This window comes from Alteromonas sp. RW2A1, from assembly GCF_001886475.1.
GTDB classification, from domain to species: domain Bacteria; phylum Pseudomonadota; class Gammaproteobacteria; order Enterobacterales; family Alteromonadaceae; genus Alteromonas; species Alteromonas hispanica.
In genome coordinates, this window is the sequence record NZ_CP018031.1 from 2,702,409 (window position 1) to 2,729,376 (window position 26,968).

Sequence of the window (26,968 nt, forward strand, 5' to 3'; positions counted from 1 at the left end):
AGGTCGAAGGTGGTGTTAACACGCTTTCTTAAATAAGCCCAAGTTCCGCCAGTTTTATAGTATCAAGAGAATCAAATTGTATCTTACAGCCTTGCTCTATCATTGTTAGCCACGCAAATCGCAAAGCATCTGCGCGTTTACCTACCCAAAATTCCTTCGTTTTATTGATATAGGAAACTACAGGCTTTGTGTACCCATCTCGGTATATACGGCGAATAAAAGTAACGTCAGGACCAAACGATCCCATAACTGCTGAATTGCTAACATCAATTGACGTTAAAAGCGCATCGAAAGCTGCTTCCAAATCGCCCTGTCGGTACGCCAACCAAGCTCTGGCAACACCTACAAAATGGGCTTCTGTACTAAAGTTGTCAAAAACATTACCGGCTATTTGCTGATCTCTACTGAGGTTTTCGCCGTGTTTAAAAATAAGGTCAATCTTGGCATTTACAGTTTCGATAGGGTCGAATTGTGCGCTATAAATAAGGTGCCGGCTTAAATCCGCTATTACTCTATATGGATTTCTATTGGCTTGGCTACTTCGCTGATAATCTCGTAACGTGCTTTCAAATAAACGCTTATTTTGTTGTTCAAAATAGGCTAACCGCTCATTAACGAATTGATGGTACCTAGGGTCGTCACAGCCCTTTTTATAATCTGCAAAAACGCTAGCACTGTACATTAATGCAAAGGCGCATAAAAAAGTGCTGATACTAAAACCACTCCTCACTAGAGCTATTATCATAAGCCTCGCCGTGTATATATGATTATTTAGTTACTCAAAAGTTGGGAATATTGATCTCACTGTACTATTGTTCCCGTTACGCTATTGACCTCGTTACGCTATTGACCTCGTTACGCTATTGACCTCGTTACACTATTAATTTCGTTACACTATTGCCCCACAAAACTAGGGAGATGCGATTTATTTCATAGGTGCACGTTCAACTAATAACAAAAAGCCCCGCTTTTGCAAGGCTTGTAAAAATTAGATGCGATATTGGCTAGGGTTAACGGATTAAAATCTAAATGTTCCCAATAGAGTTAACGAGCCCAGCGTGCCTTCATCAGTATCGACACCGGCACCAAAACGAATTGATGAATATGCATTGAACCAATAGTTAGTGCCCAGCTCTATGACATTTTCAGAGCCAAATCGGTCGTTGTTTTCGTGTATTGCCATAACGCCAACGCTCCAGTTGGGCTTAAAGTAATAGTCTGCGTCGATTTCTAAGGTCAGCTCATCATCAAAGTGCGTACCTTTGAACTTTATATCCCAACCTGGGGTAAAGCGAGATGGGTTCAAACCGAAGCTGGTGTAGCGAGCAAACACGTTAGCGCTGAATTCTGAGTCACTAAAACGCTGCTGGTCGCTTGAACCGTCGAAAACTCTTACCGTTTCATCCAAATCGTAAAAGTCTACTCCAGCACCTACTTCCCAGTGCGCGCTAACAAAACTAGACACATCAACGCCAAAGCGCTGCAATGTTGCATCGTAAAACCGTTTATCTTCGGTTGTTCTGCCATATCGCCCTCTCACAACCAAATCATCGTCAGAAAACCACTCGCCGTTAACGTTTATTTGGTCAACGTCATCTATTCCGAAGTAATCTACTGAAACATTGTTACTACGCTGCAGGTAGGGGCTTATCGCGTAAGGCTGTTCACCAATATTCACCGTGTCGAAATAGTAGCGGTAAGCTGCACCAATAAAGTTATCGTCAGCATCTCTCACGTCAGAAAAGCCGATACTTATTTCATGATTGATTGGTGTGGTTTGAGCGAACGCTGTAGAAGTAAAAACAGAAGAAGAAACAAAAGCCAAGGCGTATAGGCCAACTCGATGTGTGAACATAGTAAATCCTTTTTTTGTTTAAGCGCCTTTATCAATCCGGCGCATTATGAAAACGCGGTGAGAATATAAAGAACTATGTCTGAACACAAGCTGAACGCTCAAAAAAATATTTTCAGATCATTGCCTTAGGTAATTCATGTGCACATTTCACTCGTCATGTGAGGAATCTGAGTTAATGTTATTGGTGTTGAAAAAGGCGAGCCCACAAAGCACTGACTAACTTCGCATCGGCTTGTTCGAGTTCATTGTTGGAAAAGGCTCTATTTAAGCTTTCTGTCATGTTGTCGTTCAGCTGTTCCATTGTCGCATTCTCTTGCATTTCAAGCTGTCTCGACTCTACTGCAAAGTGGCCTTGCAAATAGCTGGCTATAAACAATTCATCATCGTCACCGTGATTAACGACGTCGTCTAAAGCCGCTTCAATTTTTGCGATTTTTTCTACCACGTCTTGTGGTGCAGCAGCAGGTGGTAACACTCTTTTCTCCTCGTTATTTTGTTCTTTTTAAAGGTGGCCTTTTAAACCACTTGGTATTCACTTTTTTCACATACTGTTGAGTCAGTACTCATGATTTTTAATATGTTAAGTTTACTGAAAGCCGCAAGTTATATGGCGTTATACAGCACTTTGTCTTTGTAGCCGGTGATAATAGTGAAAGCCCCCGCCAGCTCTTCATCCAGCTTTGGATCGCCCGAATCAAGTCTTAGTGGTTTGCCGTCTAGCGCATGGATTTTTTGTTTGGTGGCCACCACCATCATATTTTCTTTACCTATTTTGCGAATAAACGCAGGGCTCAACTGTTGATTACCTCTTCCAAGTATATGCCCTTGACCGCCGATAACCGTAAGCACCACTTTACTGGGCTTATTTTTTGTGATGTTAAGCAATTCAGGTGCACTAACATCGCTGGCGACTAATTCGCCGTTTTTTATTACATCTACACCAAGTAATGTGTTGTCGAGGCCAAGATATTCCATAATGGCACCAACGGTAGAGCCGGAGCCCATGACGAAAAGCGTATCTGACTCATCTTCCATTAATTCAGCTACATAAGCTGAAATATCATCGAGCACCAAAGCTTCGTCTTCTTTGCCGCCCATTTTTACTGCCTGAATATACGTCAACTCTGCCGGAACTCGCATTTCACCGTAATGTTTAGCAATCACCTTGCCCTTACGAAAAGCGTCTTCGTCGATATCACGAACTTCGGCATCCATTACACTAACAAGCTCTCCGGCTATCATTTGGCTAACAACCTGACCTGCAGCGGCAGGCGAAACACAGTAAACTCCCGAGTGAATTTTACAGCCTGCCGGTACACCGAGAACAGGTATTGAATCGCCCACAACACTACAAATATTGCGCGCAGTACCATCTCCACCGGCAAAGAGTAAGAGATCTACATTAGCCTCGCACATCGCTCGTGCTGCATTTTCTGAATCTTCTCCCTCAGTTTGTTGGCTGCTAGGACGGTAAATTACCTCGCATGGAATACCTAAAGATGCGCACACGCTCTCGCCCATTTCTCCGGCCGCTGTGAATACCGAAAACTGCCCGTTAAGCGCTTCTAGAATACTGAGCGCTTTAGCCATTTTCTCATTGGCTTTTTTCTCAGCGCCCATCGCTAGGGCCTTTTCACGTATTTGTGCGCCATCGCTTCCTTTCAAAGCCAGTGCGCCGCCAATACCCGCAAACGGATTTACAATTATTCCTAGTCGAAAAACTGGCTTACTCATGCAGCATTATCTCCAACGCGTTTGGTTGATAAAGTTTCGTGTTCGGTAACCGTATTAAATGTCGTTGCCAATGCCGAAATAAAACGTTGTGCCCTATCAGGAAAACCATTTTTGCGGAAATAGGCCAACTGTGCGGCAACATTTTTTGTAAAGCCTTCTCGATCTGGCTCTGCACCATTCAGGTTATCTGTACTAACTTGAAATTGCCGCCCTGCTGCTTCGGTAAATGCCCACTCAATGGCTTGAGGCTTTATTTCTACCTTTTCAAACTTGGCTTGCTGCTGCTCGTCTCTACCGTCTGGGCAATACCAATAACCATAATCTTCCATCAACCTGCGCTTTTCTCCTGCAATACACCAATGAGCAACTTCGTGCAGCGCACTAGAAAAGAAACCGTGGGCAAAAACTATTTGATGATGATCACAGTGCTTACTCGCCGGTAAGTAAATGGGTTCATCGTCACCCAAAACAAGCCGCGTGTTGTAGTCGACAAACGTGCGATTAAATAGCGCGATCAGTGTTAAAACGCTGGCTTTTTCATTGCTATCTTTAACGCTGCCATCGCCATGATCTGTGTGCTGATGATTAATGTCCATTTGAGTTCGTAATACTTAACCGACGTTGGTGCGAGCCACGCACTGAGTATGCTGGATAAAACAAGCCTACCTGGTGTTGCGCAAGCATCGTCACAGAATTAATTTGGCGCAGATTATATCAGCAAAGAGGTGACTTCTCACTTGAAAGCTAGGCTCGCATGAGTCAATCTAGCTTTACGAATTGATTCACTTATCAAAAACATGGGGTGAAAAAGCTTGGCACAAGACATCATTAAACATATTCATCGCGTTAATGCTCAACGTGACTTGGCAAACAAACTGAATATTATGCCTCTTGTGCATCAACTCCAAGACTGGCAGTGTCAGCGATTATTAGTGAGCCACGATGATTTGGCCCAGCAAAAGCGCTACCAGAAGGCGATGGCGTTTTTCGTTGAGGAGCTTTACGGGCCTAAAGACTTTAGCCAGCGCGATGCAGATTTAGTGCGCGTAATACCCAAATTGGCAAAAGTACTGCCCGAAAAAGCCATGAATGCGATGAATGATGCACTTTCTCTAAACGCGCTCTCTTTCGACTTAGATATGGAGCTAGCCCAGTATCTACATGCTCATTTTCTAAACGAGCCAATTAATAAAGACACCTATGCAATGGCATATCGGCATGTTGGAAGAAAGGCAGATCGCGAGAAGCAGATAAATATTATATCGCACCTAGGCGATCAGCTTGCCGACGTAATCAAAGTGCGGGGTATTGGTATGCTTATTTCACTTTCTCGTCGCCCAGCAAAAATGGCGGGGTTACTTGCACTGCATGAGTTTTTGGAACGAGGATTCAACTCTTTCAAAGCCATTGGTGACGTGCAAAGCTTTATTCAACCGGTATTGAAGCGTGAAACGCAACTTATGGAAATCTTACTGAGCGAAACTACTCGGCTGCCAGTTGATAATCCGCTTCCCAATGTGCCATTACAGCCGTAAACGGCAGGCCATTAGCAATAACAGGTTTAACAAGGAATTTTGTTTGAAAGAACACGCTATTGATTGGATGTACGATAAGCCATTCATTCAAGACTGGCATATTGATGCGACACATATTGACCATTACAACCACGTTAATAATGTGGCCTACTTGGCACAATTAGAGAAATTGGCATGGGCTCACTCTAATGCGTTAGGACTTCAATTTACAGATTACCAAACACTTAATCGAGGCATGGTAATTAGACGTCATGAGTTGAATTATCATCTTCCTGCGCACTTGAATGACACCTTACAATGCGCCACATGGATAGTGAAATGCGATAATAAACTTACGCTTTCTAGACAGTTCCAATTTATTTGCTCTAAGCGCAAAAAAACGGTGTTTGATGCGCTTACCCAGTTTGTATGCGTCAGTTTAGACACAGGCGCGCCAAAACGGATGCCGGCTCAATTTATAAGAGCCTATGGCGAGGCGTGTATTGAATTACCTGCAGAAAAACGCGAGCGATAATATGCACACATTCGTAGTTAGTTTTTGAGTAGTTTGAATGAATCGCATTCTGATAGTAGTTGTTATAGCGTTACTCAGCGCCTCGCTGGTAACAAACATATACTTGTGGCAGCGTCTTTCAAGCTATGATGAGGGCGGCTCTGTTAAAAGCGGCTATACTAGCTCATCAACGGGCAATGAATCGAATACAAACTCCGTGGGTGATAGCGTGTGCGGTGCTGGTAAAGGTGGCAGCGCAAACTGCAATAAAAACCCAACCCAGTATAACCCTAAAAGCACGGAGCTAATGGCTGATGCGCAAACGCCCTCACTCAAAGCGTTAACAGCAATGCTTGAGGCAGGCGAGTATAGCCAGCTGGCGGTAGAAATTAATAACCAGCTAAAGTTATCGCCCTTAAGCGAACCTCTGTTGCTTCTTGAAGCAGAGCTCGTAGAGCGCACGAAGCCTTTACCTACAGCGCTAATTAATTATTACGATTTAGCTGAGCTGCCGTTATCCCTAAGTGCCTTGAAAAAAATTCAGCACAAAGTAGAAAGCCTGTACAACCAAGCGCAAGCTCAGCTTCAAAAAAATCAGCAGTGGGAGCTTGTCGCCAAGCTCAACGAGCCGCTATTTCAACGCCAGCCAGACAATAAGGAATTCACGCTTAATTTGGCTACCGCCTATGCGCATCAGGAAAAAATGACACTAATGGAGGACGTACTCGCTGCCCTACCCTTTAATGATAACGATGCACAGGCTATTCGCGATATGGCGTACGCACAACAAACAGCAAACACAGACGCTAATGATGATGAAACAAACACTACCAACACCTTTTCTGATAGCCCAGACGATATTCAAGTCGCGCTCGAGCGAATAGGCAATCAGTATCGCGTTGAAGCCATTGCACTTAATCAACGCGCATCGATGATCCTTGATACTGGGGCTAGCACGACTGCCATTTCGTCACGCTTATTTGCCCGTTTAGGCAAAATGAGAAACCTGACATTTATTGGTATATTTAACGTTCAGACAGCATCGGGAAGTGTGGAAGCTCAGCTTGTAAAAATTCCAAAATTTACCTTTGCAGGTTACACATTTAACGATGTTTCAGCCATTGTACTTCCAGAGGAGGCGCTGCCTGATGCCGACGGACTTTTAGGTATGAATGTTCTTGGTGAATTCGATTTTTCTATTCTTCCCCAAGAGGACATATTGCTTTTAAACCTAAGAGAAAACAAATAGCTGCGTCTAATTACTCTAGCCTATCGCATAACCTGAGACAATATTCCCGCAATTAACGCGAATACAAGCATTGGCTTTATCGTTTGCTTAATCATTTTTCCTTCCTGGTTTTTTATCCCCAAAATTGCAGAGACCGCAATAATATTATTAATACACACCATATTTCCCATTGCAGCCCCAACAGATTGTAATGACAAAACCAGCGGGACCGACAGTTGCGCCTGTTCAGCGATACCATATTGAATACCACCAAAGGTAAGATTTGAAACTGTTGCAGACCCAGAGAAAAATGAGCCTAACGCACCAAGTAACGACGCTACATAAAGCCAATTTTCTCCGGTCGCGTCAGCTAAGTTATTAGCAATGATAAACATGGGCGATGATTCACCCCCTTGCATCATAAAATTAACCATAATAAGCGCTCCAACAAGGGCAATAGCGGGATGCTTGATGCGCTCTCCCGTTTCGGAAACTGCTTGGCGAAGCTCAAAAAAACTCACTTTTAAAAAAGGAATTAACAGGACAATGGTAACAATAAAAGGAATAAGCGCTGGAACATACAGGGTTTTATAAGACCAGCTGATAGTAGTACCAAGAATGTCATTCCAGCTAACAATGAGGGCTTTACTTACTTCAATGTCAAAGAGCTGAAACCAAACTTCGGTGTTATTTAAAAGCGGTTTTACCCCTAGCTGCTGCACACGCGTTATTACGAGAATAACGATCATGATAATAAATGGAGATAGACCCACTACAATATTTTCCAATGAGCTCTCTTTTTTCAGATTCGTACTGGTATGATTTACACGTTTAAGCCCCACTCCAAATTTTGCAAAGGCAATCGACAGGGAAAGTCCAATTGCACCGCCAATTAAGGCAGGGAATTCATAGTTTACTTGAGCCAACAAAAGGTAAGGCACAGTACAACTTAAAACACTGATAAAAATAAATACTGCATTAGCCCGAATATCGCGCCACCCCACTACGAATTTAAGCGCCAGTAAGGGAATAAAAAAACCTGCGACAAAATGAATGAAAGCAGTGAGAGAGGATACTTCTAATAATGTTTCCTCACTTAAGTTGAGCGCCTCAAAGCCGAACCAAGTGGGCGTGCCAACAGCACCAAACGAGACTGGAATGGTATTCATAACGAGCGTGAGAAGTGCAACACGCAGAGCGGGAAAACCCAATCCTACCAAAATAGGCGCAGCAATGGCCGCCGGCGTGCCAAAACCAGACGCTCCCTCAAGCATAAAAGTAAATGCCCAACCAATAATCATAAGTTGCGCCACTTTATTGCTACTGACACTTTCTAAGTAGTGTCTTAGCTTTTCCTGCGAGCCTGAACGAACAAGTATACTGTTTAGCAGGATGGCGCCCGCTACTATCGACAGTGGTGTTAACACTGAAAGTAAACCTGCAATTGTGTTTGCTGCTAATTCTGGTGCTCTACCCTGAAAGTAGAATAGCTGCAGAAAGCCAATGAATAATGCCGTTAATGGCAATGCTATATGAGCTGGCCATGGTCGCTCTTTTGTCATGCTCCAAACTAGCACTATGATGGGTAATGTTGCGATAAAAGTATCCATACCACGCCTTTTTTTGACATTCGCGCTGAAAAATTGACGAGATTCAGTGTAATGCAGCAACTCTGTAAAAACATAAAAAATGTCTTTTTTAGCCATGCCAGCAGTTAAAAAAAGACAAAGGTTGTAATTCGGTACACGATGAATATATAGTATTCGGCAAGTTACTTGTCGGAGTGCTTCACTGGTTATCCAGTAAGCTGAGACTGCGAAAGCGGGATCCGTAGAACCTGATCAGGCTAATACCTGCGAAGGGAACAAGAATAAATGTTGTATCGTGCTTTAACACTTTTTTTGCGTTTGAACAGACTTTAATGAAAGAATGTTCACAATAAAATTGATACGGGTTTGATGTCTTACCCTGTCAATCGCATTTAGTTTTAAACTTAATCGGCACGCGTGTTTTGCATCATGCTCTGCACTTCATTTTTCTTTTCACTCCTGACAAGCATTTTACCTAACGCCAACTCAAAAGGGCCTAAATGCTATGTCGACACGACGCGAACAGCGCCAACAAGCGCAACACTTTATCAATCAATTAGCCGGTGAGGCTTACCCAAACTCTACTCGTCATTACGAACTAGGAACCAGCAACGATATCAAAGTTGCTATGCGCCTTATTCATCAGCACGACAGTTTAATTGGCGGTACAGAGCAAAACCCGCTGCATGAACCAAACCCTCCTATTCCAGTTTATGACACTTCAGGACCTTACGGTGATCCGTTGGAAACAATTGATGTGCAAAGAGGGCTATCTCCAATGCGTTCGCCATGGATACAGCAGCGCAACGATACTGAAGAGTTAGATGGTGTTACCTCTTCTTTTGCGAAGGAGCGAGAGGCAGATGTGTTTGCTGAAGACTTTAGGTTTTTGCGCAGCAGAAAACCGCGGCGGGCTAAGTCACAAAAAAACGTGACCCAACTTCACTACGCTCGGCAAGGGATCATTACCCCAGAAATGGAATACATAGCCATTCGAGAAAATATGGGCCGCTCGTCCATTCAGCATGTCGATTTAACCCAACAACACCAAGGCGAAAGCTTTGGAGCAAGCCTACCCGAAGTAATAACACCGGAATTTGTGCGCCAGGAAGTGGCGGCTGGACGGGCAATTATACCGTGCAATATTAATCACCCAGAGCTGGAGCCCATGATTATTGGCCGCAATTTTTTAGTTAAAATAAACGCCAACATCGGCAATTCTGCGGTGACTTCGTCTATTGAAGAAGAGGTCGAAAAGTTGGTTTGGTCTACCCGATGGGGCGCAGATACCATTATGGATTTATCAACAGGTAGAAACATTCACGAAACGAGAGAATGGTTGCTTCGCAACAGTCCGGTTCCTCTCGGCACGGTACCAATTTATCAGGCTTTGGAGAAGGTAAATGGTGTAGCAGAAGCACTTACTTGGGAGGTATTTAAAGACACGCTTATTGAGCAGGCTGAGCAAGGCGTAGACTACTTCACTATTCACGCCGGCGTACTGCTTGAATATGTGCCGATGACGGCAAAACGAGTTACCGGCATTGTGTCTCGCGGCGGCTCTATTATGGCTAAATGGTGTTTAAGTCACCATCAAGAAAGCTTTTTATATGAACACTTTCAGGAGATCTGCGAGATTTGCGCCCAATACGATGTGTCGCTTTCTCTTGGCGATGGCCTTAGGCCTGGGAGTGTTGCCGATGCCAATGATGAGGCGCAATTTGCCGAGCTGCACACCCTAGGCGAGTTGACAAAAATTGCGTGGGAATACGACGTACAGGTAATGATAGAAGGCCCAGGGCACGTGCCAATGCACATGATTAAAGCCAATATGGAAGAGCAACTCACCCATTGCCATGAAGCCCCCTTTTATACGCTAGGCCCGCTTACTACCGACATAGCGCCAGGTTACGACCACATTACCTCTGGCATAGGTGCTGCAATGATTGGCTGGTATGGCTGTGCCATGCTCTGCTATGTCACCCCCAAAGAACACCTAGGGCTGCCCAATAAAGAAGACGTAAAGCAGGGGCTTATCACCTATAAAATTGCCGCTCACGCTGCAGATTTAGCGAAAGGTCATCCTGGTGCTCAAATTCGAGACAATGCCATGTCGAAAGCGCGCTTCGAATTCAGATGGGAAGATCAATTTAATCTTGCCCTCGATCCGCACACTGCCAGAGCCTATCACGATGAAACGTTACCACAGGCATCTGGCAAGGTAGCGCATTTTTGCTCTATGTGTGGCCCTAAATTTTGCAGCATGAAAATATCACAGGAAGTGCGAGAGGTCGCCAAAAAGGAAACACTTGAAGCGCAAAAAGAAGGCATGAAAGATATGGCTAAAGCATTTAACGAAAGTGGTGCAGAGCTTTACCACGGTGCCGACAAATCCGTAGGCCTTTAAATGACTGAATCGACCTTATTTAACTCGACATCAAACTCGCCATTATACGCACCGACTGTATGGTGTGTAGGCGGCACAGACTCTAGCGGAGGTGCGGGTGTAACCCGCGACCTCGCTACGCTCTGTGACTTGGGCGTGCGCGGCTGTGTAATAGTCACTCAGGTAACCGCACAATCGAACAGCAAGATGCTGGCGCAAACGCCTATGGCGCCCTCTGTGATTAACGAGCAATGGCAAGCTTTAGCAAGTGAGGGGTTGCCCCACTGCATAAAAATAGGCGCTGTTGCCAACGACGAACAAGCATTTTCACTTTGCGCCCGCATTGAGTTATTGGCTGGGCCTCGCCCCTTTATAATCTGGGACCCAGTGTTGCAAACTTCATCCGGGAGCACCATCAGCAGGCTCAGCAAAGAAGCCATAGTGCAACTTCTCAATGTGGCAGATATTGTAACGCCTAACGTTAGCGAGCTTGCAGCACTCAGCGAGTATTTTCGTAACCAAAGCACCATAAGTTCTCACCATGATGCTAAAAAAGCCGCCAAAACCTTGCTTGCAACTTCCAACCTTGCAGAACACCCTGGGGCCGAAAAAGCAACTTTACTAAAAGGCGTCTTTGTAAAAGCGGGTCATGCCGATTGGCAATGTGATGCCACAGATATGTATTTTACCCAGACCGAAGACGTTTCGTTTTCACAGCCACGGTGCGATGCAGGAGAGCTTAGAGGTACAGGCTGCCTGTTGGCCTCTGCCATTGCTGGTTTTTATGCCAAGGACTATTGTGTTAATGATGCGCTTACCCTCGCCAATGCTTATGTGAGAAAGGTACGAAACGTATCGACATCACAACGGGATAAGTTTCACCATCCTAAAGCGGTAGGCTTCCCTACAAACCCCGACATATTCCCTGCGGTGTGCTTTAAAAATAGTGTGTTTAAAACCTCTGCGAACGGTGAGAGAGAAATAAGTCATCAGCATAGTTCTCCATTTGAGCCATTTGTGCCCATTGCACTTAAAAGAGGGATTTACCCTGTTGTGGATAGCGCTGACTGGATAGAAAGGCTGTTGCCTACTGGCGTGAATATTATTCAGCTGCGAATAAAGTCAGATAAAAAAGATTCAGGGCAAGCATGGATATCTGAAGAAATAAAAAAAGCCGTAGCCTTAACCAGGGGCACGTCTTGTCAGCTTTTTATCAATGATCACTGGGAACTCGCTATTGAGCACGGTGCGTTTGGCGTGCACTTGGGGCAAGAAGACCTGTTTGATGCGGATATTAAAGCAATTCGTCACGCAGGATTGCGATTAGGAGTGTCGACCCATGGCTATGCCGAACTTCAAAGAGTAAAAGCCCTGTCTCCTTCTTATATTGCGCTAGGTCATATTTTTGCCACTCAAACCAAAACGATGCCTTCAAAACCTCAAGGGTTAGCGCGGTTGAAACAATATGTTCAATTGTGCGCAGACACCCCCACCGTTGCTATTGGCGGCATTGATATATCACGGTGTAAGGCTGCAGCGAATACAGGGGTAACCCATATTGCGGTGGTGAGCGCTATTACTAAAGCAACCAACCCAATTCACGCTTACAGTGCACTCAATACAGAGGCTGGTTATGCTTAATAAGGATGATATTCGACGTTACAGTCGACAGCTTTTGCTAGAAGAAATTGATGAGCATGGGCAGCAAAACCTTTTCAACGCTCATGCTGTAGTTATTGGTCTTGGGGGACTCGGCAGTTTAGTCGCTCGCTTTTTAGTAGGTGCTGGTGTAGGCGCTGGCGCAGGCAGCCTTACTTTGGTCGATGGTGATGTGGTGGATATAAGTAACCTACACCGCCAAGCGTCTTTTAATGAAACATATTTAGGTGATTTAAAAACATGGGCATTGCATTGCGAGCTAAACAAAGTAAACCCCGCAGTCAACCTTGCGATTAAAAGTCAATTTGCTGATGAAACTAACCTACCCGACATTGTCTCTGCAGCAACCTGTGTTATCGACTGTACAGATAGCATAAGTACCAGAATGGAAATCAATCGAGCGTGTGTGAAGGCTCAAATACCATTATTTATCACCGCCGCAAGCGGCCTTTCATGGCAGTCTGTAAATTTGCAATGCGGTAATAGCGAGACATCTTGCGGGTGCTATCACTGTCTTGTATCGCAAATAAAAGTAGATGAGAGCTGCTCAAGCCACGGTATTTTGGGGCCCGTTGTTGGTATGGCCGCCTGTCATCAGGCAACGCAAGCTTTACTTTTTTTAGCAAAAAGGCATTTAACCAAAATACAGTGGGGAGAATATATCGTCGGTAATGCCATCAATGGCACCACTAATTCATTCCACTTACCCCCGTTACCCAATTGTGAGGTATGCCAATGAATCACACCAGCGACTCTCATATCAGCAAAGAAAATAGCAGGCTAAGAATAGAGCTTGTTGTGAACGGCGAGAACAAGACGTATTTAAGCCCTATTACACTATTAGAGCTGGTAATGCGTGATGCATTACGCCAAGAGGGAACTGCCATTGCCTACAATCAATCCATAGTAAGCCGATGTCAGTGGTCAAACACCCACCTAAAAGACGGTGATCAAATTGATATATTTACATTAGTAGCAGGAGGCTAACCATGTTGAGACTTGCAAATCATCATTTTTCATCCCGCTTGTTAACAGGCACCGGCAAGTTTAATAGCGCTACCACAATGCGCGATGCCATTCATGCTGCCGGCAGTGACTTAGTTACTCTTGCCATGAAACGGGTTATAACAGCTACTCAAAGTGACGACACGCTAACTCACTTAAAAAAGTTGGGTGTGACACTACTTCCCAATACATCAGGAGCCAAAACTGCAGAAGAAGCCGTATTTGCCGCAGAGCTTGCCTTTGAAGCCACCGGCTCGCAGTGGATAAAGTTGGAGATCCACCCCGACCAGCGTTACCTGCTTCCCGATCCTATTGAAACCCTAAAAGCTGCTGAAATCTTGGTAAAAAAAGGCTTTTACGTTTTACCTTACTGCGGTGCAGACCCAGTATTATGTAAACGGTTAGAAGAGGCCGGTTGTGCTGCGGTTATGCCTCTAGGTGCGCCAATAGGCAGCAATAAAGGATTACAAACTAAGCCCTTTATTCGCATTATTGTTGAGCAAGCAAACGTGCCAGTTATCGTGGATGCCGGTATCGGTAGACCAAGTGACGCCATGGCGGCAATGGAACTTGGCGTCGATGCGGTACTTGTGAATACGGCTATCGCCACTGCCCGCAACCCAGTCGCGATGGCAGAGGCCTTTGCCTGTGCAGTAAAAACCGGACGAAAAGCTTTTGAAGCGGGTCTGGGTAAATCGCACTATATTGGCGCTGCAACCAGCCCTCTAACATCATTTTTGGAGAGCTAAATGCGTGTTACTGAGCAGTTATTACAGCAAGACCTGTCGCACATTGCACTGTCAATCAATAGTAAAACCGCTGCAGATGTAGAAGTAGCGTTGGCCGCAGAGAGTAAAACTATTGATGACTTTATGGCGCTAGTATCTCCTGCAGCAACCCAATACTTAGAGGAAATGGCGGCCCAATCGCAGCAGCTTACACGTCATCGTTTCGGTAACACCATGAACTTATTTGTGCCGCTGTATTTATCTAATCTGTGTGCTAATGAATGCACTTACTGTGGTTTCACCATGAGTAATAAAATTAAGCGCACCACGCTCACCGTTGAAGAAACACAAAACGAAATAAATGCTATAAAAGCTATGGGGTTCGACCATGTTTTGTTAGTTACCGGAGAGCACGAAACAAAGGTAGGTATTCGCTATTTTGAAGACATTCTTCGCGCTATACGTCACCAAATTAGCTACCTCATGATGGAAGTGCAGCCGCTTAAAGAAAATGACTACCGCAAGCTCAAGGACCTCGGTTTAGACAGCGTACTGGTGTATCAGGAAACTTATTCACCTCAGCACTATGCCAAATATCATCAGCGAGGAAAAAAACAAGATTTCTTGTGGCGGTTAGAAACCACCGAGCGCATTGGCCGCGCGGGAATAGATAAAATAGGTATAGGCGCTTTACTTGGTCTTGGCGACTGGCGAGTTGACAGCGTAATGACCGCCCTTCACGGCCAGCTTTTACAGCAGACCTATTGGCGTAGTCGTGTCTCTATTTCATTTCCTCGCCTTAGACGCTGTGAGGGAGGCGCAGGTCAACAGCACTACGCAATTCCTGACGAACGGCAGCTACTGCAACTAATCTGTGCACATCGTTTGTTTAATCCACAGGCTGAGCTGTCACTCTCAACACGGGAGTCTGCGCGGTTTAGAGACGGAGCATTGTCTTTGGGCGTCACCAGTATGTCGGCGGCTTCGCAAACGCAGCCCGGTGGCTACAGTGAGCCCTCCGAAGCACTGAGTCAATTTGATATTGATGATAACAGACCGGTGAATGAGGTGATTAAATCGATAGCCGCGCAAGGGCTAGATGCGGTTTGGAAAGATTGGATGCCTTTTGCCTATTAACACCTCAATTACAAAAGGAGCCTTTCGGCTCCTTTTGTGTACGCTTCAAAAGCTACACTTCAGCACAAATTCGCGTTCCCTGATCGATTGCGCGTTTTGCGTCTAGCTCTAGGGCTTCGTCTGCTCCACCTACCAAGTGATATGGCATAGAGAGTCCCTCTACGATATCTCGCAAAGGCTCTTGACCCGCGCATATAATGATATTGTCTACTGGCAGCACTTGCTGATTGCCATCTACCGTAATATGAAGCCCTTCGTCATCAATTTTATCGTAGGTAACGCCAGGTATCATAGTTACCCCTTTTGCCAGCAGTCCCACACGATGTGCCCAGCCGGTAGTTTTGCCTAGACCACGCCCCACTTTCGAAGATTTGCGCTGCAACAAAAATATCTCTCTCGGCGATGGTTCTGGCTGTGGTTTCATACCTTCAATACCGGCACGAGCGGTCATGGTCATATCAATGCCCCACTCTTTCATAAATGCAGGAATATCCAGACTCGGTGTTTCTTTTCCGTGTGAGAGGTACTCAGCAGTATCGAAGCCAATGCCACCCGCGCCGATAATAGCAACTTTATTCCCTACCGGTTTTTTATCTTTTAACACGTCGATGTAAGAAAGTACTTTTTTGTTATCAATACCCGGGATATCAGGCATTCTAGGCTTTATACCCGTTGCTACTAACACCTCGTCAAAACCTTCATCGTTTAGAACCGAGGCATCTACGCGGGTATTGAGTGTTAAGGTAATATTATCGTGCAGTTCTATTTGACGAGCGAAGTAACGCAATGTCTCATAAAACTCTTCTTTACCAGGAATTTGTTTTGCAATATTAAACTGACCGCCAATTTCACTGGCTGAGTCGTAAATAACCACGTCGTGGCCGCGCTGAGCCGACGTTACCGCAGCAGCTAGTCCAGCAGGACCAGCGCCTACCACAGCAACACGCTTTTTCTTTTCTGCAGGCTTGATGTTCAATTCAAGTTCGTGACATGCCCTAGGGTTAACTAAGCAACTTGTCATCTTGCCACTAAACACATGGTCTAAGCAGGCTTGGTTACAACCAATACAAGTATTAATTTCATCAGCTTTATTTTGCTGAGCTTTGCGTACAAAATCAGGATCGGCCAAGAATGGACGAGCCATCGACACCATATCTGCATCACCGCGAGCTAACACGCTTTCAGCCACTTCGGGAGTGTTAATGCGGTTTGAAGTGATAATTGGGATAGATAACGCCGCGCGAAACTTGGCGGAAACCCACGTAAAGGCAGCTCGAGGAACCTTAGTGGCGATAGTCGGTATTCGCGCTTCATGCCAACCTATTCCTGTGTTAATTATGGTGGCACCGGCTTTTTCTATTTCTTTGCCGAGCTTAACAACTTCGTCGTAAGTAGAGCCGCCTTCAACTAAATCCAACATCGAAAGACGATAAATAATAATAAAGTTTTCGCCTACGGCTTCTCGCACGCGGCGAACTACTTCAATTGGCAAGCGAATACGATTTTCATACTCTCCGCCCCATTCATCGTCGCGGTGATTTGTTCTACGAGCAATAAACTGGTTTAAAAAATATCCTTCAGAGCCCATTATCTCAACACCATCGTAGCCAGCGCGCTGAGCTTGAGTTGCTGTAGTGATAAAATCGTTTATTTGTTTTTCTATTTCGTCAGGCTCAAGCGCTTTCGGCTTGTAGGGATTAATAGGCGCCTGCACCGCCGAGGGTGCTACTAATTTGGGGCCATAGGCGTAGCGGCCAGTATGCAATATTTGCATACAAATTTTACCACCTGCTATATGAACAGCATCTGTCACTTCCTTGTGATTTTTTACTGCCTCATCGGTATCAAGGCGAACCGTAGACGGGTGTGTTGAGCCCTCTTCATTTGGGCCAATACCGCCAGTAACAATAAGCCCTACTCCACCACGGGCGCGCTCGCTGTAAAATGCAGCCATACGCTTGTGCCCATCGGGCAGCTCTTCTAGGCCAGTATGCATTGAGCCCATAATCACGCGGTTCTTTAATTGGGTGAATCCTAAATCGAGAGGACGAAATAGATGAGGATACACAGTGTGATCGGTAACGGTCTGATTCATTGCTCATTCCTAAAGTTTTGTCTTATGCCATTTATTACATGACATATGTGAACTAATAATTATTTGTGCCTGTCGACGCTACAATTTCATTTGTTTTATTGCGCTCGTTTTTACTGGGCTAGTTTTTACTGAGCTAGTTTTTTAACAGCGCTGTGTAGCGGCGGAAATTCTGGTTGCTGCTGTTTTTTTTGAGCTTCCATGGCAGTGAACACATCTTCCATATGAAACATGCCCGCTTGCCAGGTGGCCATATAATCTAAACTCTCCGACACCGTATGCTCTGTGGCATAGTTGATCATAGTTTTTGTGCCAGACACAGCAAGCGGAGAGTTAGCGGCAATTTGTTGCGCAACTTTGGTTACCGCGCTAAGCATTTGCTCGTGGTCATCGAATATTTCATTGATAAAACCAAGCTGCTGAGCTTCTTGAGCCGCAAAATTACGCCCTGTGTAGGCAAGCTCTTTCACCATACCAATCGGTATCAACTTAGGCAGGCGCTGTAAGGTGCCCACATCGGCAGTCATACCAATCTGGGTTTCTTTAATTGAGAAAAAAGCATCTTGAGTGCAATAGCGCATGTCACAGGCACTTAGTAAATCTACTGCGCCACCAATTGCTCCACCTTGCACAGCGCCGATAACGGGCATACGTACCTCTTCAATAGCGGTAAAGCTATCTTGCAACATTTTTACCGTTCTTCTCATTCGCTCAGCTCGGCGCGATGGATCGCCTTTGAAGTCTTCTTTCATGTTAAGAAATACCGCAAGGTCCATACCGGCAGAAAAGTGTTTGCCCGTTGAAGATATAATAATGACTCGTGCTTTTGCTTCATCATCAATTGCTCGAACCGCAGCGGGAAGCTCTGTCCAAAACGCAGGGTTCATGCTGTTCATCGCCTCGGGTCGATTAAGCACAATGTGTGCGACAAACCCTTCGTATTTTATTTCTAGTGTAGAGTAATTCATGGTTTGCGGTGTCTCCATGGTGAAAATCCTATTAACATTTTTGCAAACTAGACAGCGTCAAGATAAAAGGCTATGTTGACACTGTCAAGATAAAACTGTATTCAAGGTCACTACGACCTAATAACCTGAAAATTAAAAGCACGGAATTAAAAAATTTAATATGACGAGTGTGGCGCAAACCTATCATCATGGCGATCTTCGAACAGCCTTATTGCATGCGGCAGCAAAGCGCCTAGCAGACTATGGTGTAGACAGTTTGTCTTTGCGCAAGCTTGCGGAAGATGCGGGCGTATCTCGCACTGCCCCGTATCACCATTTTAAAGATAAAAGCGCTTTATTAAGCGCAATAGCTGCGAAGGGATTTAGCGACTGGCATTCCGCCGCAAAGCGCATTTTTGAACAAGACGAGAAATCACCAAAAGAGCGCTTTAGAGAATTCGTTCGCGAATACGTCGGTTATGCCGCTGATAATCCTGAGATGTATGAGCTGATGTTCGGGCGCACTATTTGGCAAAATAATGCGGCCACCAGCGACTTAAAAGACGTCGCGTTTCCCTGTTTTCAATTTCAGGTCACTATGACCAAGTTTTGGCAAGAAAAGGGCTTATTGCCCAACAACCAGGACGCACTCAGATTAGCGCAAGTTACGTGGGGTACGCTGCACGGAATAGCGCGGCTGTTGATAGACGGTATTTATGCCGACAGCAGCCACATTCAAGAAATGTGTGACTGCGCGGCAGACCTGTTTATGCAGCAGAAATAGGCACCGGCTGCCCTTCGTGCGCCGCTTTGATAAAATCGGCCGCGCGCTCTGCAATCATTACCGTAGGCGCGTTTGTATTGCCACCTATTAAGCTAGGCATTACCGAGGCATCCACAACCCTCAGCCCTTCTATACCTCGTACTTTTAATTGAGAATCGACCACCGCCATGGCGTCGTCATCGCTTCCCATTTTACACGTGCCGATAGGGTGATAGATGGTTTCGGCGCGCTCTCTCAGAAACTCGAGAATGTCTTCGTCACTTTGCGCCTCCTCACCAGGATAGAGCTCTTTGCCTTTAAACTTCTCAAAGTCTGGCGCAGCTAAAAGTTTTCTGGCTATTCTCACGCCGTCAATCATTACCTGCTGATCTTCAGGTGCACTGAGGTAGTTAGGATCTATGAGTGCGTGGTCTGCTGGGTGATTGCTTTGTAGCGAAATAGTGCCTCGACTTTTAGGGTACAAACAACAAACGTGAAGACCATAGCCATAGCCAAACGCCACTTGTCTGCCGTGGTCATTTAAAATAGCGGGTAGGAAGTGGAGCTGTATGTCTGGGTATTCCTCTGCTTGAGACGAGCGTAAAAATCCGCCGGCCTCCGCAATGTTAGATGAGAATATACCGTCTCTTTTCAGCGCGTATTCTGCTGTTGCTTTCACATATTTTGGCAGGGCTCCCGCGGCCACAGCGTAACCTTCACGAGCTTCACAGGTAAATTGCACAATAGCATCTAAGTGGTCTTGTAAGTTTTGACCCACACCAGGTAAATCCTGATGAACATAAATTCCTTTCTCTTCCAGTTCAACTCTAGGGCCAATACCCGAGAGCATTAGTAGCTGCGGTGAGTTAATTGCGCCTCCGCTTAAAATTACTTCGCTTTTGGCGTAATACCTTGCAACTGTGCCTTTTTCTCTTACCTGTACGCCTATGGCACGCTTGTCTTTCAATATCACTTTTTCAGCAGCCACCTTGGTAAGAACAGTGAGGTTATTGCGGTGTTTTGCCTGCGACAAATACCCCTTAGCCGTGGAACATCGCTGGCCATTAATTTGGGTGACGTGGTAATAACCCAAACCTTCTCTATCGTCTCGGTTGAAGTCGTCTAACTGCCTGTAGCCACCAAACGACGCCGAGTTAACAAAGGCATCTGACAGTACATCGGTGTGACGTAACTTACTCACGTTTAAAGGCCCACCTGTACCGTGATATTCATCAGCACCGCCTTCGAAGTTTTCCGAACGCTTAAAATAAGGCAGGACGTCATTAAAAGACCATCCTGCAGCACCTTCTTGGGTGGCCCATCGGTCGTAATCTTCGGCCTGACCGCGTATGTAACACATGGCATTAACAGAGCTACTGCCACCCAGAGTTTTTCCTCGTGGCCAAAATAGTTCGCGGTCGTACATCTCTTTTTGAGGCGCGGTATGATAGCCCCAGCCTATACCCTCAAAGCGACTTAGCAAGGAGATGCCAAAGGGTACGTGGATCATAGGATTGGTGTCTTTCGTGCCCGCTTCAATGAGTAAAATATCAAGCGCAGGATTTTCAGACAGCCGCGTGGCTAACACAGCCCCCGCAGAGCCGCCACCTACAATGATGTAGTCATATTTGCCTTGCATTTCACTCATATTCACTGCTCCAAAAACGAAAATTCATAAGGCGATTAACGCGTTTATTTTTTCGCACTTGTTTAATTGTTAACAAAACGTTGTGGTAAGACCAGATTAGCAAATTAGTTATCATTCGGGAAAGTTTTATGTTGTAACTTTCACAAAACGTAATAGTCTTGATGTGTTATCTACCTTTTGCCTGAGAGCCACGTCTTTGTTATGCCACTTTCACCGTCATCTTTAGAAAGTCAATCAGCCTCATTGTCAATTAAGGATAGCTGTAAGCTTTTGATTGCCAGAGTGCTCGTGAGGCTTGGAAAATTGCGCTACGACGATTTTACTAAAGACGAACTGCACGAATTGATATCTGATTTCTTTCCCCACCGCTTTTCGCTAAACATTCCCATCGGTACAGGGACTGTCAATATTCATGAAGGAGAAATCAGCTTTAACAATGAAGCAAACCGAATAGCACTTCAGTGTCTTGCCACTATTAATATCGATGTCGCAAACACTACCTTGTATCGTGCTCACCTTGTCGTGGTGGTGAGCGCTAAGCCCGACTATGATGAAATATCTAAAACGGTGTTGTTAACTCATGTATGCGTAGACACCATTACATTGATTAACGACGATTATGCACTGCTGAAAGACTCTCGATATGTGTTAAACACGTTTTTCCCGCAGGGCATTAATAGCTTGGTCACGTCGTCATTACGCTCTGCTATGTCGCTATTTACTGTAGGCACATCCGATTTGGCTACTGAGTATCTTAAGCTTTATCTCTCAGATTCAAAGCAAGCTGTGCTGGACTACCATAAACCCAAAATAAACCAAGCTATTCAAGAAGAGCTAAAAGGCACAAATTTGACTCACACAATGCGTAAATCTCACTGGCGCGAAGCTCTTTTTGCCCAAGTGGGTAAAAGCGTAAGAGTAGAAGACGACCGCTTACGCTTTTACCTCACAAAGAATGAAAACTCGCCCCAAGATTAAAGCGCATCTTCTACATTCAACACTTCTTTAATTCAGATAAATCAGTACTAATGGTCGCTTACAATAGACAGGGGCACAGTATCGATATGCTCACCAATGTCGTCAATATTTAGCCTGGGGTTATCTACGCTGGCCTCCAGCATATCAAAAGCCTCTTTCACATATAGCGCAAGTGGCTGCAGCGATTCTATATTCTTGTTGCAACACACCAACCCAACATTGGCAGTATCTGCGTAGGTCATAAAAGTGATGTTTACTCCGCCACCTGGTGTCATTGTGGATATAGGATAACAGGCCAAAAGCTTTGCATCTTTCAAATATCGAGTGTCTTTAGGGCCAGGAACATTTGAGATTAGTATGTTAGCAATGGGTTTAACCACATTGGATAACCTCAACCATTCGAATACTAACGCAAGAGATTGTATTGCAATGGTGTAACTACTAAACGCAGAAGGTCGTGCATGCTGGGCTGCGTGCTTTACTATACGATGATTCACTACTATTTGACGTAGTCGAAGATAAGGATCGTTTTCACCGTGGGCGAGCTTAACCGGCACAATGGCAATTTTGTTTCCTGTGGTTTTTTCACCCGGCTTTCTTAAATTAATCGGCATATTTGTGAACAATGCTTTCTTAAAAACCTGCCCGTGGTCTTTAAGCAGTTTGTGCACACCAATATCAAATGCACACAATAATACCTCATTCGCCGTAGAGCGAGTGCGTCTAGCCAGTGACTTTACCCGTTTAAAGTCTAAGTCTACTGTGGCTACTGCCCTACCCGCTTTTACCTGCCCAGTTAACATGGTTTTTGTACCCGTGAAGGGAACCGGCATGTAATGTGGGTTAACCCTGAGTATTTTCATGAAAATGCGCAAAAAGATAACAAACAAGTCGAATACGGTTTTTAGCGCATAACCTACGCCAACCAATCGCTTCACAAGACTCACTGGGTCTCGCTTTTTATTTCGAAGCCGTTTTACCGCCCAAATAGGGATAAACTTACCCTCGCTAGAATGCGATACATACCCAGACTGAAACCATCGCACCAATGTCGTTCCGTCGCCGTACATGTGGTGTACTCTGGCATAAATGGCGAAGGTGTCGCTGGTTTCATCAAAAATAAAATGATACTGCCATAGGGGTTTATCCGGGTCTAAGCGCGAGGCGTGGAGGCGAGCAACAAACGCATCGAGAGCCTCTCTGTTTTGCACATTCGCGACCCGATGAATTTGCACATGATAATCCATGTTCAAGGTTTTCACTGGCTTGAAGCCTATAGGGTAGCCAAGAAAGGTTTTTACCGTGCAGCTGAAAGGCGAAGTAGCGCGGGTATAACTCTTAATTTCTTTGAATAAGTTTGGCACGTAACTTTTTTTGTCAGCCCCTTCCGGCAAGGCCAATAGCTGTAAGCAGGCTACGTGTTTTGGATTTTCATCAGATTCAGTAATCCAAAATGATTTATCTAAGAAACTGAGCGTTTTTGACATTATTTACTCCCGCTGTAGCTATCAAGTGGCGATTCACTTTTTATATCACTCGCAAAGTCGTGAGAGTGCAGTGTATTCAACAAATGCGCTTTTTCTTTTTCATTCAATGCTAGTCGAGGAAGAATACTCACCATCATAAGCGATAGCGCGTGAAAGCGCTGAACCTCGTCGTCCATATGACTGTTTAATTCATCGAACTGGCAAGACTGTGTAATGATCAGCAAGATAAGTTCAACCAGCAACACCCTATCAGCTTCAGTAGCAACAAGAACCTTTCTCTCGCTTAACGAGGTAAATAAGAAGCTAATTTGGCGCTTGAGGTTAGCCAAAATGTGCTGTCGACGTTTTACGATAGATGGGTATTTTTCGGCCAAATCTGCTGGGCTTTTATAAAGAAAGCGAAAAACATGAATGCTATCGACGAGGAGATACAGGTAATACATGATTTCTTCTGCATTTAGCGTATCAAGCTTTTCCCTCGTCAACAGAGTTTGCATTTGCTTCTCATGCATTTTCATCAGCGCTATTACAATGCTCTCTTTCCCTTTAAAATGGTAATAGAGGTTGCCTGGGCTAATGTCGAGCTCAATGGCAATGTCGACACTCGTTACCGAGTTTTCGCCATGCTCATTAAACATCGCTAACGCAGTGAGCAAAATACGCTGTGCTGTTTTCATTTTTAACTACGCCAATGTTTGTCTCATAAAAACACTAAATAGAGCTGCATAAACCCCGCAGCCATTCCTAGCAGTGCACCGGTGACAATAAGCTTCCATTCGTCTTGCTGATAGGCGGGTCGCAGCACCCCCTCAAATTCTTCAGCACTGAGTGCTTGCATTCTTAAGCTTAAATCCTGACCTATTTGCATAGCCCCGTTGGCATAATCATAGGCATAAAGTAGATACTTTTCTGAGTTATCAAAAATTTGCTGTACCGCCAGCGCCTTCATCTTGTGATAATTTTCTGAGCCCACACCAAGTGCAAAATAAGGTTGGGCAATAGCCACGTAGCGCTCAATTGCATCGTTAACGTGAAGTTCAATAAGCTCAAGTAGCTGCGCCGAACCTGAACCATGAAGAATGACGTTGGTGATATTTTTAGGCGTGATAAGCTTGTCTTCAATAATAGAAGAATAAACCTCAGACACTTCTTTCTGACGCTTTAAAAACATTCCCTGAATGGTGAAAGGCCCTATCTTTCGCGGACGCTTTGGTTCAAATATGATTTTGATTGCAATCCAATTGGTGGCATATCCAACAAGCAAACCACCTAGTGGCAATATCCACCAGGCTTGGTAAAAGTGCCATAACAACATGGTGGGTAAACCGAATAAAAAGCCAAAGTACAGCCCTGAACGCACGATAAAGGGAAACTCTTTGCTGCCAGCGGTGAGAAAAATTTCGTTGATAAGTTCTGGAGAGTTAACCAGTTGCTCTACAACTAGCTCTTTAATATCGAGAATTTCGGAGACATTGTGTTGAAAGTCATCAACCATTTTGTGAACGACATTAGGAATATCGTTTTCGATACGTTGGTAAACTAAATCTTTCCCTTGAACCGGCAATGCGGCCCACATTTGCGGAGCAGATTCGGCCATAACGTTATTCACTACTTTGCGAATAACCTGACTCAGTCGACGCTCTATGGCTTTGGTAAGCTCGTCGGGATCTAACCGTTGAGCCAACTCTTCGACACTTAGTAATTTGCCAAGAACCAGTTCAACTTCTATTTCAGCCATTTGTCGACGCTTTGCGGGAATCAGCCCCTGCCAACCTAAAAAGGGCTTTATCCCAACAAATTCAATGGGATAAAACATCATCTTCACGGCTAAATAGTTCGTCACCCATCCAACTACCGCGCTAATCAGGGGTATAGATAGTAGACTTAAGGTTTGAAAATTCCAGTCCATACAGCGAACAAATGTTCCTATTTATTATTCTACTCATCAGGCTACTGAGTGCTTATGATTTGGTCAATGTAAAAAACGCAATTAAAGGTAATTGTTGATAGAAAACAAGTTTTCTATGTTAAATATTCCTTCTCAAACAGCGCTATTCTTAAATAACCCGCATCAAAGAATGCATCTCGATAAAAAGTTTCGTCAATTCAGAAATCTACAGCCCTCTGTATACAACCTTAGGTAGTGAATTCTAATTTTGCTACCTAAACTGTATATTGCTAAAAGAGCGTCAGTAGATTTGTCACTTGAACGTCTGGTCTTTGCATTTAATAGGTGGTTGTCATGACAGCATTCGATATACAGTTAAAAAAGCTAGAGCGTGATATTGAGCACGCAAGTTGCTATGAAGAATATGAAGCTGCCTGCATAGCCCACGATGCATTATCTGGTGCAGATGAATGGAAAGCACAAGACAAAAGCGAATACTATGATTACAAACTTATTCAAAAGCGTGTTCAGCGTCTGCAAATAGCCCGTGGTAAAGGCGATGTTCATGCATTAATGTCGATTTTGCATGAGGGACTTCACGGTAATTTAGGTAATATTGCAAACCCGGTGTTACAGAGCTACTGCAAAATAGGAACAAAAAAACTCATTGAGCAGTTTATCAACGAGGTTTCGCTTACTTTAGAGCAAATTGTAAATGCGAATGAAGACGACGTTGATTTTTACGAAAAGCTTTCGTTTTTTGAAGAGACGGCCCATGCATTTGGCCGCAGTTGCCTAATGTTATCTGGCGGGGCTGGGCTCGGCTTTTTCCACGCTGGCGTGGTTAAATCGCTGAACGAAAAAAAATTACTCCCTACCGTCATTTCTGGCGCAAGTGCAGGCTCTATTATTGGCGCTATGCTTGCAACACGAAATCATGATGAATTAGTAGAATCTCTCGACTCAGAACGCATTTACGAAATGTTTAAACACTGGCGAACATTTGCGGGTTTAAAAAAAGGCAGTCTCTTCGATAGCTCTATGCTGGAAAATGCACTCATTGAATTATTTGATTTAACCACCTTCGAAGAAGCATTTAAAAAGACCGGCCGACACGTCACTATTACGGTGTCACCTGCCGACTTACATCAACACTCGCGTTTGTTAAATGCCAAAACATCGCCAAATGCCATTATCAGTCAAGCAGTTCGCGCTTCTTGTGCCGTGCCTATTGTGTTTAGCCCAGTACAGCTTAAGGCGAAAACCCCCTCTGGTGACATTGTGCCCTATATACCCAACCGCCGGTTTGCGGATGGCTCGCTAATGGCTGATTTGCCGTTTAAACGGTTGGCACGTTTGTATGGTGTGAACCACAGTATAGTTAGTCAAACAAACCCGCTTGCAGTGCCCTTTATCTCGTCACGCAGAATTGATGCAAATTCACTTTGGGATATGACCACTCGCCACATTGGGCAGCTAGCGAAAACTAATAGCGTATTTGCCATTGATATGATTGAAAAAATGGTAGGCAATAAGAGTGCAAAACTTGCCATTCACAAAGTTCGATCCATAATTGACCAGCAGTACGTAGGAGACATCAACATATTGCCAAAACGTCAGCTTAGTAATCTTTCTAAAGTACTTGCAAACCCAACGTTAGAAAGTATGGATGAGTTAATTACCAGCGGCGAACGAGCGTCTTGGCCTCAACTCCATGTAATAGAAAGAAATACCAAAATAAGCGAGAAATTGCGGTATCATCTGGCACAATTGAAGAAACGAGAAGCCCTTGAGTTACGGCATGTTGCGCAATAAC

General features: G+C 44.7%; 24 protein-coding genes and 1 riboswitch. Of the genes, 12 read left to right on the forward strand and 12 right to left on the reverse strand.

The window, feature by feature from the left end:
- Window positions 1–28: 28 nt before the first annotated feature.
- The 5 genes from BM528_RS12065 to BM528_RS12085 all read right to left on the reverse strand — a co-directional run bounded on the left by BM528_RS12065 (window position 29) and on the right by BM528_RS12085 (window position 4,185).
- Window positions 29–745 carry a hypothetical protein gene (locus tag BM528_RS12065; RefSeq protein ID WP_071980026.1) on the reverse strand — a complete coding sequence of 239 codons (717 nt, stop codon included), beginning with the start codon at window positions 743–745 and terminating at the stop codon, window positions 29–31.
- Between the two features lie 273 nt (window positions 746–1,018).
- Window positions 1,019–1,855: a hypothetical protein gene (locus tag BM528_RS12070; RefSeq protein ID WP_071980027.1), complete on the reverse strand. Its 837-nt coding sequence runs from the start codon at window positions 1,853–1,855 to the stop codon at window positions 1,019–1,021.
- 178 nt (window positions 1,856–2,033) lie between these two features.
- Window positions 2,034–2,330, reverse strand: a complete 297-nt coding sequence (locus BM528_RS12075; protein ID WP_071980028.1) for a YfcL family protein — start codon at window positions 2,328–2,330, stop codon at window positions 2,034–2,036.
- 128 nt (window positions 2,331–2,458) lie between these two features.
- On the reverse strand, window positions 2,459–3,589 hold the full coding sequence (locus BM528_RS12080; RefSeq protein WP_071980029.1) for an ATP-NAD kinase family protein: 1,131 nt from the start codon (window positions 3,587–3,589) through the stop codon (window positions 2,459–2,461).
- On the reverse strand, window positions 3,586–4,185 hold the full coding sequence (locus BM528_RS12085; RefSeq protein WP_083595276.1) for an elongation factor P hydroxylase: 600 nt from the start codon (window positions 4,183–4,185) through the stop codon (window positions 3,586–3,588). Before BM528_RS12085 ends, BM528_RS12080 begins: the two co-directional genes overlap by 4 nt.
- 216 nt (window positions 4,186–4,401) lie before the next feature.
- Here BM528_RS12085 and BM528_RS12090 point away from each other — a divergent pair, with 216 nt between their 5' ends.
- From BM528_RS12090 to BM528_RS12100, 3 genes are all read left to right on the forward strand, one after another.
- Window positions 4,402–5,124, forward strand: a complete 723-nt coding sequence (locus tag BM528_RS12090) for an FFLEELY motif protein (RefSeq protein ID WP_071980030.1) — start codon at window positions 4,402–4,404, stop codon at window positions 5,122–5,124.
- Between the two features lie 67 nt (window positions 5,125–5,191).
- Window positions 5,192–5,638, forward strand: a complete 447-nt coding sequence (locus BM528_RS12095; RefSeq protein ID WP_071981292.1) for an acyl-CoA thioesterase — start codon at window positions 5,192–5,194, stop codon at window positions 5,636–5,638.
- A gap of 37 nt (window positions 5,639–5,675) precedes the next feature.
- Window positions 5,676–6,866 carry a retropepsin-like aspartic protease family protein gene (locus BM528_RS12100; RefSeq protein ID WP_071980031.1) on the forward strand — a complete coding sequence of 397 codons (1,191 nt, stop codon included), beginning with the start codon at window positions 5,676–5,678 and terminating at the stop codon, window positions 6,864–6,866.
- 20 nt (window positions 6,867–6,886) lie between these two features.
- Here the strand turns inward: BM528_RS12100 and BM528_RS12105 are convergent, their stop codons facing one another.
- Window positions 6,887–8,455 (reverse strand): L-lactate permease, encoded by a 1,569-nt coding sequence (locus tag BM528_RS12105; RefSeq protein ID WP_071981293.1) that lies wholly within the window; start codon window positions 8,453–8,455, stop codon window positions 6,887–6,889.
- A 159-nt stretch (window positions 8,456–8,614) separates the two neighbouring features.
- Window positions 8,615–8,726: riboswitch (TPP riboswitch) on the forward strand.
- 213 nt (window positions 8,727–8,939) lie between these two features.
- On the opposite strand from BM528_RS12105, the gene thiC reads away from it, so the two are divergent.
- From thiC to thiH, 6 genes are read left to right on the forward strand one after another with little or no spacing between them, the layout of a single operon-like run.
- Window positions 8,940–10,841: a phosphomethylpyrimidine synthase ThiC gene (gene thiC, locus BM528_RS12110; protein ID WP_071980032.1), complete on the forward strand. Its 1,902-nt coding sequence runs from the start codon at window positions 8,940–8,942 to the stop codon at window positions 10,839–10,841.
- Window positions 10,842–12,461: a thiamine phosphate synthase gene (thiE, locus tag BM528_RS12115; RefSeq protein WP_071980033.1), complete on the forward strand. Its 1,620-nt coding sequence runs from the start codon at window positions 10,842–10,844 to the stop codon at window positions 12,459–12,461.
- Complete coding sequence (locus BM528_RS12120; protein WP_071980034.1) at window positions 12,454–13,218, forward strand: HesA/MoeB/ThiF family protein; 765 nt, start codon at window positions 12,454–12,456, stop codon at window positions 13,216–13,218. The genes thiE and BM528_RS12120 overlap by 8 nt, the downstream gene beginning before the upstream one ends.
- Complete coding sequence (gene thiS, locus BM528_RS12125) at window positions 13,215–13,466, forward strand: sulfur carrier protein ThiS (RefSeq protein WP_071980035.1); 252 nt, start codon at window positions 13,215–13,217, stop codon at window positions 13,464–13,466. Before BM528_RS12120 ends, thiS begins: the two co-directional genes overlap by 4 nt.
- Before the next feature lie 2 nt (window positions 13,467–13,468).
- Window positions 13,469–14,233 carry a thiazole synthase gene (locus BM528_RS12130; RefSeq protein WP_071980036.1) on the forward strand — a complete coding sequence of 255 codons (765 nt, stop codon included), beginning with the start codon at window positions 13,469–13,471 and terminating at the stop codon, window positions 14,231–14,233.
- Window positions 14,234–15,349: a 2-iminoacetate synthase ThiH gene (gene thiH / locus BM528_RS12135; RefSeq protein ID WP_071980037.1), complete on the forward strand. Its 1,116-nt coding sequence runs from the start codon at window positions 14,234–14,236 to the stop codon at window positions 15,347–15,349.
- A 52-nt stretch (window positions 15,350–15,401) separates the two neighbouring features.
- Here thiH and BM528_RS12140 read toward each other — a convergent pair whose 3' ends face one another.
- On the reverse strand, window positions 15,402–17,444 hold the full coding sequence (locus tag BM528_RS12140) for an NADPH-dependent 2,4-dienoyl-CoA reductase (protein WP_071980038.1): 2,043 nt from the start codon (window positions 17,442–17,444) through the stop codon (window positions 15,402–15,404).
- Between the two features lie 125 nt (window positions 17,445–17,569).
- Window positions 17,570–18,409 carry a crotonase/enoyl-CoA hydratase family protein gene (locus BM528_RS12145; RefSeq protein WP_071981294.1) on the reverse strand — a complete coding sequence of 280 codons (840 nt, stop codon included), beginning with the start codon at window positions 18,407–18,409 and terminating at the stop codon, window positions 17,570–17,572.
- A 160-nt stretch (window positions 18,410–18,569) separates the two neighbouring features.
- Between BM528_RS12145 and BM528_RS12150 the strand changes: the two genes are divergently transcribed.
- Window positions 18,570–19,172 carry a TetR/AcrR family transcriptional regulator gene (locus tag BM528_RS12150; protein WP_071980039.1) on the forward strand — a complete coding sequence of 201 codons (603 nt, stop codon included), beginning with the start codon at window positions 18,570–18,572 and terminating at the stop codon, window positions 19,170–19,172.
- On the opposite strand, the gene BM528_RS12155 is transcribed toward BM528_RS12150, so the two are convergent.
- Complete coding sequence (locus BM528_RS12155) at window positions 19,156–20,799, reverse strand: GMC family oxidoreductase (RefSeq protein ID WP_071980040.1); 1,644 nt, start codon at window positions 20,797–20,799, stop codon at window positions 19,156–19,158. The genes BM528_RS12150 and BM528_RS12155 overlap by 17 nt on opposite strands.
- Before the next feature lie 288 nt (window positions 20,800–21,087).
- On the opposite strand from BM528_RS12155, the gene BM528_RS12160 reads away from it, so the two are divergent.
- Window positions 21,088–21,777: a DUF1439 domain-containing protein gene (locus tag BM528_RS12160; RefSeq protein WP_232230484.1), complete on the forward strand. Its 690-nt coding sequence runs from the start codon at window positions 21,088–21,090 to the stop codon at window positions 21,775–21,777.
- A 47-nt stretch (window positions 21,778–21,824) separates the two neighbouring features.
- On the opposite strand, the gene BM528_RS12165 is transcribed toward BM528_RS12160, so the two are convergent.
- Genes BM528_RS12165 through BM528_RS12175 form a run of 3 tightly spaced genes read right to left on the reverse strand, consistent with a single transcriptional unit; the run spans window position 21,825 to window position 25,173 of the window.
- On the reverse strand, window positions 21,825–23,264 hold the full coding sequence (locus tag BM528_RS12165) for a wax ester/triacylglycerol synthase domain-containing protein (RefSeq protein WP_071980042.1): 1,440 nt from the start codon (window positions 23,262–23,264) through the stop codon (window positions 21,825–21,827).
- Window positions 23,264–23,941 (reverse strand): TetR/AcrR family transcriptional regulator, encoded by a 678-nt coding sequence (locus BM528_RS12170; protein ID WP_071980043.1) that lies wholly within the window; start codon window positions 23,939–23,941, stop codon window positions 23,264–23,266. The genes BM528_RS12165 and BM528_RS12170 overlap by 1 nt, the downstream gene beginning before the upstream one ends.
- A gap of 23 nt (window positions 23,942–23,964) precedes the next feature.
- The gene (locus BM528_RS12175; RefSeq protein ID WP_071980044.1) at window positions 23,965–25,173 is read right to left on the reverse strand and encodes a DUF445 domain-containing protein; all 1,209 of its coding nucleotides are present in this window, start codon (window positions 25,171–25,173) and stop codon (window positions 23,965–23,967) included.
- Between the two features lie 333 nt (window positions 25,174–25,506).
- Between BM528_RS12175 and BM528_RS12180 the strand changes: the two genes are divergently transcribed.
- Window positions 25,507–26,967 carry a DUF3336 domain-containing protein gene (locus BM528_RS12180; protein WP_071980045.1) on the forward strand — a complete coding sequence of 487 codons (1,461 nt, stop codon included), beginning with the start codon at window positions 25,507–25,509 and terminating at the stop codon, window positions 26,965–26,967.
- Window position 26,968 lies beyond the last annotated feature (1 nt).